Source organism: Breznakia blatticola, from assembly GCF_004365815.1.
Classification (GTDB): domain Bacteria; phylum Bacillota_I; class Bacilli_A; order Erysipelotrichales; family Erysipelotrichaceae; genus Breznakia; species Breznakia blatticola.
In genome coordinates this window covers 25,710-41,588 of record NZ_SODD01000018.1, presented here as the reverse complement: position 1 = coordinate 41,588, position 15,879 = coordinate 25,710, and the positions used below count along the sequence as shown (strand labels likewise).

Here is a 15,879-nt window from a genome sequence, read left to right as displayed (position 1 = left end):
CCCGAACTTCTATATTGCAGGTGTTTATCTATAGGAGAAAACATCCCCTTGTTTTTGAATAGCTAATCTAAAACCCCATGTTGCTGATAATACTCCTTTTGATTGGATACATCAATTGCACCATATTTTTTAGCCATGTGTTTTTCATAGATGGTAAAGATGACACAATATAGTAATAATGAAAAGATAATACCGATAAGTGCACCGCTTGTATCAATGAGAACATCGCGAAATTGTCCAGCGCGTCCAGCCACAAAGAGTTGGTGGAATTCATCAAAACATGCATATGCAAAACTAAATGTTAAGGCAATAAAGATACGTATATACATCTTAAGTGGAAATGTAAACATAATACACATTGCATTTACACTTAAGACAAAAAAGATAAACATGTGTGCAAGTTTTCTAAATACATGTTGAACCATATCTAGATGCGTAGCTGATAGCATCTGATACAAATCTTTTCCGGTGAATATTTCGATGATTTGATAAAACATCTTTACGACATTGCCACTTAAGGCACTAGATGTATTTCCACTATCTGAACTAAATGAATAAATGACATACATCCATATAAGCAGTGATATGATACCAACAATACGTAGTATGCGGATGTGTTGCTTTTTTATATACATCTTATTTAACACTCTCTTTTTCGATATAAAGCAGTGCTTTAGATGGACATGCATCCACGATGCGTTTTACCTTATCGACACTTGCACATGCATCTGGTAATATCCACGGTTTGCGACAAACATTAAATAAGTCACGATCCCCATTTACACATACTGCTGAGTGGGTGCATAAATCTTTCTTAAAATATACATTGATGTGCTCTCCGCGATATTCACGATAGCCCATTTCTAGTAATTGTTCTTTTGTCATGGTTACTCCTTTATTTCAAACGAATACTAATTTCACCTGAGTTGATGATTTCTCTTGTTTGATCTTCCTTTATTACATGCAATTGTCCATATGGATCAATATTTTCTACATACGCATCATATGGCGGGTTTGCAAGTACTTTAATAGATGCATGATACACACTTGAAAAGCGCAAATACGGTTCGTACCAAGTGTTTTGAGCTAATGATGCATAAAGTGTTGCGAAGTTGTTTAAAATAGCTACAGCAAGCGCAAAACGGTCAACATTCTTAATGTGTGCTTCTAACGTAGAAGCAATTTCATTTAGTGGCTCTGGAAAGTCTTGTTTATAGACATTGATACCAATACCAACAACAAAATAATCCACTTGGCTTTGATTTGCTTGTAAGCCACTTTCTACTAAAATACCACCAAGTTTCTTTTGCTTGTAGGTAATATCATTGATCCATTTAATTTGGATTTGTTTATGATACAAGGTTTCGATGGCTTTGGCAACTGATACGGCAGCACATGCAGTAATAGTTAAACTAGTTTTGATATCAAATTGTGGTTTCAACAGGACACTCATGTATAAACCTTTATCTGCTTGAGATAAAAAATCACGTCCATTACGGCCTTTTCCTTTGCTTTGTTCGTTGGCTAAAAAGATCGTTCCTTCAGGAAATGAAGAAGCCACTTCTTTTAGTAAATCATTGGTTGAACTTATACTTTGATAGGATTCAACAATCGTATAGAAAGAATCGAGGTTATTTTTAAGTTTTTTTGCGTCAATTTTCATAAATCAAGTATAGCATATATTGACTTAATCGCGCAGTTGTATTAACATGTTAATACAAGGAGATTTTATGGAAAGTCTAATAAAAGTAGAGAATGTGAGTAAACGTTATGGAAAACGCGTCGGGTTGGATGATGTTTCGTTTTCCATACAACCTGGGGAGATTATTGGAATACTGGGACCTAACGGTAGTGGAAAGACTACATTAATGAAAATTTTGAATACATTGATTGCAGATTATGATGGGAAAATACTTGTCGATGGACAGCCATTAGGTGTACATTCAAAAGAAGTTATTTCATTTTTACCAGATGAACCGTATTTTGAAAAAGGACAAAGAGGAATCGATGTATTAAATATGTTTGTGGATTTGTATAAGGATTTTGATTACAATCGCTGTATTCAGTTATTGAGTAAATTCGATATCGATTCGCATTTGTATTTTCGTCAAATGTCCAAAGGAATGAAGGAAAAATTCTTATTGAGTTTGGTTATGTCTAGAAGGGCAAAAATCATTATGCTTGATGAACCAATTGGGGGAGTAGACCCGGTTGCAAGAGATGTGATCTTGGATACAATCTTAGAGAATTATGATGAAAATCAAACCTTAATTGTCTCAACGCACTTGATTAGTGATGTGGAACGAATTTTCAACCGTGTGATCTTTTTAAAGGAAGGTGCAGTTGCACTTGACCAAGAAGTTGATGATATTCGAATTCACCAACGAAAGTCAATTGAAGAAATGTTCAAAGAGGTATACGGAAAATGATGAAATTATTAAAATATGAAATTCGTCGTGGGTATGAACAATACATTATATTATTTATTGCGATGCTTGTTGTTGCCGTACTTGTACGTTTTGGTAGTTTTTCACAAATTATGAATGAGGGTGCTGTAATCAGTGAAGATGGCTCATTAAGTATACCGGTCATTGCAGCTATTGTCTTATTGATGATATATGGACTGTTAGTGTTTGGTAGTGTGATCTTTGTTGGGTTACAGATTTTACGTAACTTTAATACAAGTATGTTTAAAAGCCAAGGGTATTTAACACTTACACTACCAGTAAGCACATCGAAATTACTGATTTCAAAAACACTAGTAGCATCCCTTTGGTTTGGACTTACTGTGTTAGTTATCTTTGTTTCTTCAGTGGTTATGATTGATATTCCCTTAACTTGGGAAAATGTCTTTGGGACACACTTTGATATGGGAATCCTGCTACTTGGAATCTTTGAATTTATGGTAGGTGTATTGCAAACCGTATTATGTGCATATATGATTATTACCTTTGTGCATACAAAATACATCAAAGGGCATCGAATCTTAGCTGCAATTATAGCATATATTGTTGTGTCAATTGTGCAAATGGGAGTTACGTATATTTTCCAAAGTGATTTGATTCATCAAGTTTCCCTATTTGGAATGAGTGTTACGACTTCTTCAACAGTAGAAACTATGGATTTATATAATGATATTTTATTAAAAGATACAGCTATGCAACTTGCGATTGCAACTGCATGGGGTGCAATTTACTTCTTCGTGTGTAAGTATTTATTACAACGTAAGATAGAACTGGATTGAGGTGGTTAGATGGAATTTAACCCAAATGTACCAATCTATATTCAAATCATGGATGAGTTTAAAAAGCATATTGTATCTGGAGATTATCCACTTGGTTCAAGAGTGAAGTCTGTACGTGATCTAGCTGTAGAATATGGGGTAAACCCAAATACGGTACAACGTGCATTAAGTGAACTTGAACGTGAAGGTTTACTAAGAAGTGAAAGAACCGCAGGTCGTTTTATCTCAGAAGATCAAGCATTAATTGAAAAACTTGAACAAGAACAAGCGACAAGTATGGTCCGTTTGTTTATTGGAGATATGCATGACATCGGATATGATGATGAACAAATACTTGATGCGGTGACGCAAGAATTAAACCAAAATCAAAATGAATGAAAGGATCTTCAAGGAAGGTCTTTTTTTTGTGCATTAACATATATGAATTCTCTGGTCAAATGAAATGCATTCTATCCACAATAGGAATATAGTAAGGATGGCAATTTTGATTATGCAATTATTATGTTACATAATCAAACAATCAAAGGAGGGAACCATCAAAAAAACGCAAAGACATTCATGTGTGCAATTAAAGGGTATCTAAGCGACGATTAGTAGTCAGAATGGAGAAATAGTATATGAAAAAATCTATGAAAATGTTGGTTGTTATGTGCATGTCATTAATGCTTATATTAACTGGATTTACATCTTCATCAAAAGCAGATGAAGAAACAACAAACGACCAAAACATTACGGATGAGAATTCTCAAGTCGAAGATACTCTATCAGTAAATAAGGAAGCAAGCTTGACATTAAATGCACTTGCTTCAACTGTAGAAGTAGGAACGAGTGCAAATTATCAACTATACTTTAGTTTACATGGGCAAGGGCAAGTGTATAACGATGTAACGTTGATTGTTAATTTACCAGAAGCAATTGATCAAAGTGATGTTTTGTTTAATCAAGATGTTGCAGAATTAAGCTTACGAGGTGTGATTCCAACGTATGATCCAAATGCAAAAACACTAACATATGCATTTGGTAGTCTTGAAGGAGGATTTGAATCAAGCACAATTATTAAAGTTGCTACACGTAATGGAGCATCATTAAATGATGTTGTTCTTACAAGTAGTGCGCAAGCATTTGATGCAGAAAGTGAACTTGCAAATGCAACAGCACAAGCAACTTTATTATCACAATATAATGGTTCAATCTCTCATAAATTCCTTGGAATTATGAAGGATGATTTATTAAAGGAAACAAGTAGTTTACATCCAGGTGAACAAGGTGTTTATGGACTAGGAGTTTCTGTCAATCGTTTTGATGCAGGAAGTCTTGAACCACTTGCATCATCACAAGTGGAAGTAACTTATGAAATGCCTGAAGGTTTAAGTTATGTAAGTGATACATCTGCAGTTACACCAACCATTGATGGACAACGTATTTCGTGGTTAATTCCAATCGATGGAAATGCAAATGATGAATATTACTTTGTTAAAAACTTTAACTTAGTATTACAAGTAGCTGATGATGTGGAATATTTTACACAATTGAATACGAATGCTATTGCCAATATTACGTATGCAGATTCATCAACAGTGAAATTTGAAACAGATGCAACAGTAATGGTTGTGCCAGATGACTCTACGGATTTACCTGAATACGAACAAGGATCAGGATATTTATCTACATTCAGAGGACCAATCGATAGCATTGGTGGTATGGGAATGAAAGATAACGAAAACATTTCAACAACAGATACTGCATTGCTTGGTTGGGGAATGTATTTTACTGCCAATACAGCAACAAGTCCAAATACAGGAATGAACTCATATGATGTATTTATGAATCCTGATCAACATTTAAATATTTCAAAATTCTACAGTGGAGATTATTACTTTAGACCATCTAGTACATATGGAGAAGGAAAATTATACCCAATGGAAGATGAAGTAAACTTCTCGATGAGTGTACGTTATGTTGGGGAAAGTGAATGGACGCGTTTGGTAAAACGTTTAGAACCATCAACTTTTTATACAAGTGAACAATTAGGTATTGACCCAAACAAGAAAGTTGAAACACTATGGATGCATGCTTGGGCGCGTCAAGATGATGGACAAAATGAAGAATTTGTCGACACTTTACAATACACACAAAATAACTGGCAAAAACTTCCAGCTGGTTTAACCACAACAGACATGGCAATGTATACAACAGTTGATGAAGGATACATCGGTAGTGTTGAAAGCACTGGAGGTATTTCCTATTCCGGTTGGAATGCAAAGGATACCTTATCAAGTGGAATTACTTCATATGTGCCTGAAGATTTACAAGCAACTTGTCAATACGATCAAATAAGTGATGCATGGCAAAGTGGATTAACTTCAAAAACAGCACAAATTATTAAAGAACCAGAAGGTATTGCACGTTATGTGAAAGCAAATGCATACTTGAAAGAAGAAAATAATGGAATTGTTGCTGCTGGAGATAATACATTAACGTTTGATGTTGTGAATGATGTAGCTTCATTGTATCCAATGAAAGGTAAATTCACAGATTATGCACTAATTGATAATGATGTTCAAATTACAGATACTTCACTTGCACAAGGTGGAAGTATTACCGTTGTAGATTCTAACTATAAAAATCAAGATAAAACATTAATTAAACTTGAGTATGCACAAGATGTACTTACGATGAATCACTACATGCGTATGAGTGTTCCAGTTACTATCGATGAAAATGCAGGATACAAATTTGATGTGGAAATGTTTGGATATTTAAATGAAGACTTCGAAGTAGCCTCTACAACAAATAGTGATGGTTCCATCACTAGTAAAATTAGTGATACGGAAGACTTTGATCATGATGGAAATACTGCGGAAATGGAATATAGCACACACAATACGTATATGTATCGTAATGCCTATGAATTTATCGCATCAGCACTTGTCGGACAAGATGCATTTGCGCAAACTGGTTTTGTGAGCACAACAAATAAAAATGTAAATCTTGCATTAGATGTAGAAAATGTAAAAGGAAATCCAATTAAGAATCTAATTGCAATTGATGTACTACCAACGCTAAATGACACAATGGTTTTAAATGATGAACAACGTTTATCAAAATTCAATGTTACATTAAGTGGACCAGTGGTTTTACCAAAAGGATACGAAGATAGTTTTGATGTATTATACAGTACATCAAGTGAACCAAAAGTAGATGGAATTTTAGATGCAAATGTAGCAGATCATCTACAAAACCTAGAACAACCAAATAACATCACAGATGCACAGTGGGTAAGTTATGATGATGTTGCAGATAAAACACAAATTCAATCTTTCATGATTGTTCAAAAAGAAGATAGTGCATCAATTAAAGAATCATGTTTACAATTTGAAGTACCTTTAACTGCTAATACACTTGCTTTAACTGGTACTGAAGAACTAGCAGACCGTATTGCTTATAATACATTTGCAGTTGGCGTAAATGACGCAAGTGTTGTGGAATCAAATGAAGCTGCAATCATCTTCGAAAAAGCAGTTGTACCACCAACAGAAAAACCAGAAAATCCAACTGTAGAAACACCTACACAAGATGATGGACCAACAACTGGAGATGTTAGTCAAAGTCAAATATTATTATTACTTCTTGCTTCAGCAAGTACAGTGATACTTTTCGCAAGTAGAGCAAGACGTAAACAAGAAAATTAAAAGAAATGTTTAAAGACGAGAAATCGTCTTTTTTCTTGCAATTCAAGTGTATCTATTCCAAAATGAAGATATGAAATATAAAGGAAGAACACTCATTTTTGCATTTCTTGCAGGGATGTTGAGTATGGGGTTGCTTGTAGCAGTGGTTGCGTATATACCAAATGCCACAACAACAATGACCACAAAGGAAAAAGCAGTGGAACCATTTCATCCGGTATGGCATGAAAACCAACGGATTATTAAGCATGCATTAGGTGGAATTGATGGAAAAGCAGGAACAAATACAATCACAGCTTTGCAAGAGAATTATGTACATGGTTCTCGTTTATTTGAAGTGGATTTAAATATGACAAGTGATGGTGTGCTTGTTTTGCATCATGACTGGGAAGAAAGTGGGAACCACTATCTTGCTTTTGAAGAAGAAATACCAACTTATGAAGCATTTAAACGAAATTATAAGTATTATAAATATCCAACAAGTGATTTAACTGATCTGTTGAATTATATGGATACACATGTTGATGCGATGTTTGTTGTTGATACGAAGTATACAGATGAAATTTCTTTCGATATGATGATTGCTGCTATGGTAAATCAAGCAAGTAAATTAGATAAAATGGATGTGCTAGATCGTATGATTATCCAGTTTTATAATGAGGAGCAATATCTTGCAATAAAAAATATACATCCATTCAAACATTATATGTATTCGTTATATAAAGAGAAAAACAAAGACTTTGAACGTGTTGCAAGTTTTTGTGTTGAACACAATATAGAAACCGTGTTAATGAAACACACTTGGGTGCAAACAAGTGAAGATCTTCTTCCATTTAATAATCAAGGATTGAAAGTGTATTTATATACAACCAATCAACTTTCACTTATCTATGAGAAAGAAGAATTAGGAGCCTATGGCTTTGTAAGTGATCATCTAAATGAAAAGGATTTGCAACTGAAGAAATACATCGACTATCAATATAAAGAAAAGATTCAACCGTGATGGTGAATCTTTTTAAGTATGCGATGCAACTAAGGCATCATATTTCATTTTTGCGATTTCTTTATAGATGGATTCATGACGTTTTTCGTACAACATCATTGCCCATGTACACCATAAGAGATTGTGGAAATTTTCCCATATCGATAAACTATGCATAATGTCTTCATTCATTTCATCGAAGTACACATCATAGAATCGCTGACGTAATGTTGGATCTGTAATGTTGTTTTCCGATAAAAAACTCATTACATCAAATAATGCATCATTTGCAGCAGCATATTCATAATCAATCAGATAATCACGATCATTTCCAAATAATAGATTTCCAGAAACTAAATCATTGTGACAAAGCACTTTAGTATGCTTGATATTCTTTACCTTATCGACAATGTATTGATAGTCGGTTAAATCGTAGATTGGGGTTTGTAGCATCTTTTGATATGTTTTTAGTGTTGCAATTGGATCAAAATCAAAATCTGGAGCTGGCTTTTGATGCAATGCTTTTACTAATAAAGCGGCTCTTTCAATTTTGTTTTCGTCTGTACATTCTTCATATTCAGCTAAATCTGGAATATAGTTTGTAAGTTTAATTCCTGTTTTTGGATCAAAGTAAATACAAGGGACATCAAGGTCACGGACACAATCGTTAATTTCAGCTTCATGTAAACGTGAGAAAACATGCCCTTGATCTGGAAATGGAACACGCATTACATAAGTTGAATGCTCCACGTGTACTAAATAGTTTTGATTGCTAATCCCTTTATCTAAAACTTCAATATGTATTTCCTTTGTTGGAAATAGTTTTTCTAATAATTTATATAGTTCTTTCATACATCTCACACTGTGCAATGATATGTCTAGATCATTGCTACCTTACTACTATTATACTTCATGTGACAAACACTACAACATGAAAACAAATGGAAAACGATTTGTATGTATAGAAGTTAGCGTATGTGATATCATTCAGCTAAGCAAATAAATCATTTATTCATTGACAATCCCACGAGTTGTGGTATCATTGTCTAGTAATAAAAGTTAGTAGAAAGTAGAAGTCCACTTCTCACCTGCTGTCACAAAGACTGAGGTATGCGCTACATAATACAAAAAACGTATTAAGTTAAGCAAGTGGGCAACGTATGCTCACTTTTTATTTGTGTTTGATCACGAGGAGGTGTCTATTATTAGAAAGGTCGTACCAAACAACGTTAACACGGATTTAGTTAATGAGAAAATTCGCTTTAAAGAAGTGCTAGTCATCGATGCAGATGGTGAACAATTGGGAGTTATGTCGCGTAATGATGCTTTAGAAAAAGCATACTCGCAAAATCTTGATTTATTATGTGTGGCTCCAAAAGGAAACCCACCAGTATGTAAAATCTTAGATTATGGTCGTTATCGCTTTGACATGCAAAAGAAATCGAAGGAAGCTAAACGTAAGCAACACGTTGTCGAATTAAAATCATTACGTTTGCCACCAAATATCGACAAACATGATTTTGATACTAAGGTTCGTCATGCTCGTAAATTTATTGAGCAAGGACACAAAGTTAAGGTTGATATGCGCTTTAGAGGTCGTATGATGACTCGTATCGATGTCGGTAAAAAAGCGATGAATCAATTCGTTGAAGAAATGCAAGATATTGCAAAAGTTGAAAAGAAACCAATTCTTGAAGGTAACACAATGTCTTTAGTGTTAGCTCCAATGGGTAATAAAAAATAGTAGGAGGAAAAGTTTTATGCCAAAAATGAAATCACACAGTGGATTAGCAAAACGTGTAAAGAAAACAGGTTCTGGAAAATTAAAAAGAGGACATGCTTATACATCACACCGTTTCCACGGGAAAACAAAAAAACAAAGAAGACAATTAGCGAAACCAGGATTAGTTAGCGAGAGCGATTACAAACGCATCAAGCTAATGTTACAAAAATAGTAGGAGGAATTTGATATGCCAAGAGTAAAAGGTGGAACAACAACACGCGCTAGAAGAAAAAAAGTCATTAAATTAGCGAAAGGGTATTTTGGATCAAAACACATCCTATACAAAACAGCTAATGAACAAGTAATGCACAGTCTTAAATATGCTTACAGAGACCGTCGTCAATTAAAACGTGACATGAGAAAACTTTGGATTTCTCGTATCAACGCTGCTGCAAGAATGAATGGGTTATCTTACTCAAAATTAACTTGTGGTTTAAAATGGGCTAACATTACAGTAAACCGTAAAATGCTTTCAGAAATGGCTATCCATGATGAAAAAGGATTTACAGCTATCTGTGAAGAAGCTAAAAAAGCTTTAGAAAAAGGTCCAGTTGCAGCTACACCAGTAGCAGCAAAAGCTGAAGAAAAAGCTGCACCAGCTAAAAAAGCACCTGCAAAAAAAGCACCTGCAAAAAAAGCAGTAGCTAAAAAAGATGATGAAGCTAAAGCAGAAAAGAAACCAGCTGCTAAAAAGCCAGCTGCAAAAAAGACTACAGCTGCTAAAAAAGAAACAGCAGAAAAGAAACCAGCTGCAAAGAAAACTACAGCTGCTAAGAAAGAAACTGCTGCAAAAAAAGAAACTGCCGCTAAAAAACCAGCTGCAAAGAAAACAACTACAAAAAAAGCTGCTGACAAGGAAGCAGAATAGTACAGTACAACTATTATGGGCCAACAAAAACTGAATACAAGGCACACCTTGAATGAATTGTTAGTTGGATTATTTAATTACATACTGTATATTGAAGAACGTAATTTAAAAGATTCTGGAGTGAACCTTTCTATGAATGATGTTCACATTCTGGAAAATATTCAATAAGCCAGCGACAATTCGATGTCACATATTGCTGGGCGGTTAATGGTAACGCAAGGAACCTTAACAACAAACGTAGCCAAATTGATTAAAAAAGGGTATGTTGAGCGCTATCGTGACGACAAAGACAAACGTATTGTTCGTTTACGTCTTACGGATAAAGCAATGCCAATACTTGATGTTCATGAAGCATTCCATGCAAACATGATCGATAAAGCAATTGGGGATTTAGGCTTAGATGAGAATATCGCACTTAACGAAACATTGGAAGGTATCTTAGCATACTTCCGTAATGAATATCGTATAAAAGCAAAGATTTAGGGTGTACTCGTACATCCTTTTCTTTTGGAAAGATACAAATGTTAAGGCTATGATAAAGATGTAATGAGTTCCTTATTCGGAGCTCGTTTTCTTTAAATGATAGTTGTCTTTCAATTACGTGATTAGCCGGGTGTTAATTAAATTAAAAGTATTGTAGATGTTACTTGTTCAAATGCTATTTGTAGCATAAAATATATGGGGAGTGGAGGTATCGTATGAAAGAACTATTTATTGCAACAAGCAATCTTAATAAAGTGAAAGAGTTTAAAGAAATGTTAGAACCACTTGGTTATGATGTAAAATCACTTCGTGATCTTGACCAAGAAATTGAAATTATTGAAGATGGGGATACATTTGAAGCCAATGCATATAAAAAAGCAAAGAGTGTTTATGATGTCTTACATGTGGATGTTATCAGTGATGATTCCGGTTTATGTGTAAATGCAATGAATGGAGCACCAGGTGTTTATTCCGCTCGCTATTTAGGTGAGGATACATCATATGATCTTAAAAACCAAACGATTATTGATGAAGTCGCAAAGTCAGATGATCGTGGTGCACAATTTGTTTGTGTGATTAGTCACGTAAAAGCGGATGGAACACATAAAGAATATCGTGGAGAAGTGCATGGAGAAATATACACAGAAAGCAAGGGAACCAATGGCTTTGGTTATGATCCAATTTTCTACTATCCACCATTTCAAACAACACTAGCAAACGTAGATTCCGAACGTAAAAATACAGTTTCACATCGTGGAATTGCACTTGCTAAATTATTGGAGGACTTAAAATGATACATATTGTTTTATACGAACCAGAAATACCACAAAATACAGGAAACATCATGCGAACTTGTGTCGCGATGAATTGCAAACTACACTTAATTGAACCACTTGGGTTCTCGATGGATGAAAAACATTTACGTCGTTCTGGTTTGGATTATCGTAAAGATTTAGAATATACGATTTATCCAAACTGGCAAGCATTCTTAGATGCAAAAAGTGAAGGTGAGATGTATTATGTATCACGTTATGCAAAACATGCACCAAATGAATTTGCATTTCCAAAGGATACAGATATCTATCTTGTATTTGGAAAAGAAAGCACAGGAATTCCAAAAGAGATCTTAAAAGATCATTTGGATCGTTGCACTCGTTTACCAATGGTTGCAAGTGCACGTAGTATGAATTTAAGTAACTGTGTTGCAATTATGGCATATGAAGTAAACCGTCAACTGGATTATCCTGGATTAGTAAAACATGAAGTAATCAAAGGAGAGGATTTCTTAGAAAACTAAGAGATTCTCTTTTCTTATAAGAAGTGCAAGTTTATAATGTTTCGTATATAATGGTTACAGGAGATTGCACATGAAAAAATTACTAGTTATTACAATTGTAGCTACTTTAGGTATTCAAGTTATTACAACAATGCCTAGAAAAAGTGAGTTTGAAGGAAATGAACCACAGTGGCAACAAACATGTTCTCAATATATTACAGACCCTTCATTGCAAGAAACATGCCGTGAATTTTTAGCATATATGCAAACACAAAAAGAATCATACTTAAAAGAAGCAGATTCCATTCAAAGTAAGATTGATAGTTTGAAAAGCGATATTGATCGTCTAACAAATCTATCCAAAGAATACAGTGAGCAAATTGCTTCTTTAAATAGCCAACTTTCTCAAGCGGAATCATCAATTGTTGCGATGGAACAAAACATTGTGCTTGCACAACAAGATATCGAAAAAAACGAGAGTAATATTAGTAAACGTAAAGAACACATTATGGATCGAATGTTGGATTTACAAGTGGATATCAATACCAATCAATATTTTGACTTTATTATGGGTGCAGGATCGTTTGTAGATTTACTACAACGTGTACAAAGTATTCAAACATTAACAGAAAGTGATCAAAAGTTAATTGAGCAATTAAAAGATGAAATACAGAAATTAGAAACTGCAAAAGTTGAGTATGCGCGATTACAAGATACACTTGAATTGCAAAAAGAATCACTGATTTATAATAAAGAAAGAGTAGCAAGTCTTGAAGAAGGTAATAAAGCGATTATGCAAGAATACCAAAAAGTACAAGCGAACTTAACTGCAGAAAAAAACCGCACAATGGCAGCAGCAAATACAAGTGAAGCCAATATGCCATCTTTAGATTTTGGAACTTTACCCGAAGATGGTAGTGAACCAGAAGTACCACTTCCACCAATGGAAAGTGCATCATTGATCCGTCCAGTCCAAGCAGGATATATTTCTGCAGGAACATGGTCGTATCCTAATGGGTGGGGATTACATTTAGGTGTCGATTTTGCTGCACCAATAGGAACTCCAATCTATGCTCCAGCAGATGCAATTGTTTTATATGCAAATAATCCAGTTAGCAGTAATGGTGGATATTTAGGAAACTGGGAAGGTACACCACTCGGTGGTGGAAATACGGTAAAACTACTGATGGAAGTAAATGGAGAAGTATACTCAATGAATTTCTATCACTGTAGTCAAAGTATGCCAGTGATTGGTAAGAGTAGTGTAAAACAAGGTGAAGTTATCGCATATGTTGGTAACTCGGGAAATACTTCGGGTGCTCACTTACATCTTGAAGTATTAAAACTATCAATTAATAAAAACCAAGCAATTAATGCATGGAATGCAACAAAGGATTGGCAATATGGTACAGGTTGGGATATACCAGCAAACTGTGGCAGCCAAGCTTGTAAGTTGCGTCCAGAAGAAGTGTTTGGCTTATAAGGTAAATAAAAGGCTTCCAAAATCGGAAGCCTTTTACTATAGGTATAAAGAATCATGAATTGTGTGCTAATACGTTGAATAATATTAGCATGTATAGTGATACACGTTTACATGATGTATCACAATCATTATTATAGTGTTCTTCGTGTGTCGTGCAATATATATGCCCAAGAGAAAGTTGTACATTTGTTTTATTACTTATATATATTTCAGCTATGTTTATGGTCAAAGGATTTGACCAATAAAAAGAAAAAATATACGATTAGTTGGCAATGTAAACGATAGTCTATGCAAAAGGATATAATTCGCTAGTTGCACTTAGATGTTTGTTATACAAGGAATAGGTTATTTTTATTAACAAGAGTTAATAGAAATAGGGTGTAAAACGAAGAACAGGATATGCTTCATATAACTGAAGCAACAAGGAAAGAAAACATAGAAAAAGAGTCGGTCGATAGATTGACTCTTTTTCGTTTCTATTCAAGGTGAATATGATAACTGTATTTATTATTGATGATGTCTATAATAAACAAATATATAACTATTATACAAATGTGCTGCTTATCCATAAAATATAACTACATAAGAAAAGTGGTGGAATATGAAAAATAGAAAATTAGTAGTTAGTATATTAGCATTTATTGGGTTGTTTGTATCAGCAAATGTACCATTAATTGGTTCGTTATCACAAGAAGCAAACTTCACAATTGGGATCTTTGTTTGTATTTTGGTATTGTGGTTATTTATTGGTTTTGATTGGCCAAGTTTGTTATGTATCGCATGTATCGGTTTATTACCTTCCGTCGGTTTAAAAGGAGCACTAGCCACATCCTTTGGTTCCTCATCATTTGTATTTTTGATGTTTACCTTTTTGTGTACATATGCACTTACCCAAACCAGTTTTATACCAAGAGTATCGAAGTGGTTTTTATCACTAAAACTTGCAAGAAAGGGTGCAGTTAGTTTATCTACCACTTTGTTTTTATCGGTACTGGTACTTGGTTGTTTTATTTCACCATCGGTACTTTTCTTTACCATGTATCCATTAGTGAAAAACATCTACAAGATGCTTGGTTTAAAAAAAGGTGATGCATTTTCATCAATGCTACTTATCGGGGTTGTGGGTAGTGTGAGTTTAGCTTCAGGTATGACACCAATATCACATGCATTTCCTGTAGCTGCTTTATCAATTTATGAAACACTTACAGGTCATGTGATTAACTATGTGGGATATATGATGTTTGCAATTCCAACAGGTATATTGATCTTTATTGTCATGCTGATTGCATTAAATATCATCTACAAGCCAAAAACAATCGAGATTCCAGAATTAAATAAAGATGAATTATTTGAAAATACAAGCACAACATTCTCAGTTCGTGAGAAAATTATCATTACTGTATTTTTTAGCGTTGTGTTGTTATGGGTCCTACCAAGTATGATCAGTCCATTTTTCCCGGAAATAGGTGGACAACTAAGTAAATTAGGAACAGCGTTACCACCAATGTTTGGAACGGTTATTTTATGTGTTGTGCGTATTGATGATAAGCCACTTCTTAACTTGCAGCAAGGAATGGCAAATGGCATTTCATGGAATACCTTATTTATGTCTGCATCGGCAAATTGTTTAGCTGTAGCTCTTGTAAATGATAATATTGGAATTCCCGTATTCTTACGAGAAAGTGTTTTGCCTGATTTATCCGTTGTTTCTCCATTAATCATTGTGGCTATTTTTGTCATATGGGGAAGCATTCAATCAAACTTTACAGCACACTTACTTACAGCACAACTAACAACATCGGTTGCTATTCAAATGCTAAGTACAAATAACTCTGTACATCTTTCGGCGATTGTTGCAATCACGGCATTTGCATCATCATTAGGCTTTACCTTTCCTTCATCGATGCCATATGTTGCTGAAGCACATGGCTCGGGATGGGTTATAAAGAAAGATCTGCTACGGCTAGGGGTGTTTGTTTGTATTGTTGCTGTGCTTGTGACTATTACGGTTGCCTATCCATTAGCATTACATGTAATCGTATAAAAAAGTTAGCTCGGAATATTGAGCTAA

The 15,879-nt window shown here is 34.5% G+C and carries 16 protein-coding genes and 1 pseudogene; 13 read left to right on the top strand and 4 right to left on the bottom strand.

What is annotated here, in order from left to right; genetic code table 11:
- Nucleotides 1-62 precede the first annotated feature (62 nt).
- Genes EDD63_RS06310 through EDD63_RS06300 form a run of 3 tightly spaced genes read right to left on the bottom strand, consistent with a single transcriptional unit; the run spans nucleotide 63 to nucleotide 1,663 of the window.
- Nucleotides 63-635, bottom strand: coding sequence for a VanZ family protein (locus EDD63_RS06310; RefSeq protein ID WP_166667565.1), 573 nt, complete (start codon nucleotides 633-635; stop codon nucleotides 63-65).
- A 1-nt stretch (nucleotide 636) separates the two neighbouring features.
- Complete coding sequence (locus tag EDD63_RS06305; protein WP_134169597.1) at nucleotides 637-885, bottom strand: (4Fe-4S)-binding protein; 249 nt, start codon at nucleotides 883-885, stop codon at nucleotides 637-639.
- A 10-nt stretch (nucleotides 886-895) separates the two neighbouring features.
- Nucleotides 896-1,663: a biotin--[acetyl-CoA-carboxylase] ligase gene (locus tag EDD63_RS06300; protein ID WP_134169595.1), complete on the bottom strand. Its 768-nt coding sequence runs from the start codon at nucleotides 1,661-1,663 to the stop codon at nucleotides 896-898.
- Nucleotides 1,664-1,730: 67 nt separating this feature from the next.
- Between EDD63_RS06300 and EDD63_RS06295 the strand changes: the two genes are divergently transcribed.
- The 5 genes from EDD63_RS06295 (at nucleotide 1,731) to EDD63_RS06275 (ending at nucleotide 7,936) form a co-directional block, all read left to right on the top strand.
- On the top strand, nucleotides 1,731-2,429 hold the full coding sequence (locus EDD63_RS06295; RefSeq protein WP_134169593.1) for an ABC transporter ATP-binding protein: 699 nt from the start codon (nucleotides 1,731-1,733) through the stop codon (nucleotides 2,427-2,429).
- A complete protein-coding gene (locus EDD63_RS06290) occupies nucleotides 2,426-3,244 on the top strand; it encodes a hypothetical protein (RefSeq protein ID WP_134169591.1) in 819 nt (272 codons plus the stop codon). The genes EDD63_RS06295 and EDD63_RS06290 overlap by 4 nt, the downstream gene beginning before the upstream one ends.
- 9 nt (nucleotides 3,245-3,253) lie before the next feature.
- Nucleotides 3,254-3,622, top strand: coding sequence for a GntR family transcriptional regulator (locus EDD63_RS06285; protein WP_134169589.1), 369 nt, complete (start codon nucleotides 3,254-3,256; stop codon nucleotides 3,620-3,622).
- Between the two features lie 239 nt (nucleotides 3,623-3,861).
- Nucleotides 3,862-6,936, top strand: a complete 3,075-nt coding sequence (locus tag EDD63_RS06280; protein ID WP_134169586.1) for a hypothetical protein — start codon at nucleotides 3,862-3,864, stop codon at nucleotides 6,934-6,936.
- A gap of 70 nt (nucleotides 6,937-7,006) precedes the next feature.
- Nucleotides 7,007-7,936, top strand: coding sequence for a glycerophosphodiester phosphodiesterase family protein (locus tag EDD63_RS06275; RefSeq protein WP_134169584.1), 930 nt, complete (start codon nucleotides 7,007-7,009; stop codon nucleotides 7,934-7,936).
- Between the two features lie 12 nt (nucleotides 7,937-7,948).
- Here EDD63_RS06275 and EDD63_RS06270 read toward each other — a convergent pair whose 3' ends face one another.
- Nucleotides 7,949-8,767, bottom strand: a complete 819-nt coding sequence (locus EDD63_RS06270) for a phosphotransferase (protein ID WP_134169582.1) — start codon at nucleotides 8,765-8,767, stop codon at nucleotides 7,949-7,951.
- 343 nt (nucleotides 8,768-9,110) lie between these two features.
- On the opposite strand from EDD63_RS06270, the gene infC reads away from it, so the two are divergent.
- From infC to EDD63_RS06230, 8 genes and pseudogenes are all read left to right on the top strand, one after another.
- On the top strand, nucleotides 9,111-9,659 hold the full coding sequence (infC, locus tag EDD63_RS06265) for a translation initiation factor IF-3 (protein ID WP_243833744.1): 549 nt from the start codon (nucleotides 9,111-9,113) through the stop codon (nucleotides 9,657-9,659).
- A gap of 16 nt (nucleotides 9,660-9,675) precedes the next feature.
- The gene (rpmI, locus tag EDD63_RS06260; protein ID WP_067423999.1) at nucleotides 9,676-9,870 is read left to right on the top strand and encodes a 50S ribosomal protein L35; all 195 of its coding nucleotides are present in this window, start codon (nucleotides 9,676-9,678) and stop codon (nucleotides 9,868-9,870) included.
- Nucleotides 9,871-9,885: 15 nt separating this feature from the next.
- Nucleotides 9,886-10,242: pseudogene (gene rplT / locus EDD63_RS11665) on the top strand (50S ribosomal protein L20); the annotation flags it as partial.
- Between the two features lie 507 nt (nucleotides 10,243-10,749).
- Entirely contained in the window at nucleotides 10,750-11,049 is a 300-nt protein-coding gene (locus EDD63_RS11660; protein ID WP_279586079.1) for a MarR family winged helix-turn-helix transcriptional regulator, read from the top strand.
- A 215-nt stretch (nucleotides 11,050-11,264) separates the two neighbouring features.
- Nucleotides 11,265-11,843 (top strand): RdgB/HAM1 family non-canonical purine NTP pyrophosphatase, encoded by a 579-nt coding sequence (rdgB, locus tag EDD63_RS06245; RefSeq protein WP_134169575.1) that lies wholly within the window; start codon nucleotides 11,265-11,267, stop codon nucleotides 11,841-11,843.
- Nucleotides 11,840-12,346, top strand: coding sequence for a tRNA (cytidine(34)-2'-O)-methyltransferase (locus EDD63_RS06240; RefSeq protein WP_134169573.1), 507 nt, complete (start codon nucleotides 11,840-11,842; stop codon nucleotides 12,344-12,346). Before rdgB ends, EDD63_RS06240 begins: the two co-directional genes overlap by 4 nt.
- Before the next feature lie 70 nt (nucleotides 12,347-12,416).
- Nucleotides 12,417-13,808 (top strand): murein hydrolase activator EnvC family protein, encoded by a 1,392-nt coding sequence (locus tag EDD63_RS06235; RefSeq protein WP_134169571.1) that lies wholly within the window; start codon nucleotides 12,417-12,419, stop codon nucleotides 13,806-13,808.
- A 601-nt stretch (nucleotides 13,809-14,409) separates the two neighbouring features.
- On the top strand, nucleotides 14,410-15,852 hold the full coding sequence (locus EDD63_RS06230; protein ID WP_134169569.1) for an SLC13 family permease: 1,443 nt from the start codon (nucleotides 14,410-14,412) through the stop codon (nucleotides 15,850-15,852).
- The last annotated feature ends 27 nt before the right edge of the window (nucleotides 15,853-15,879 follow it).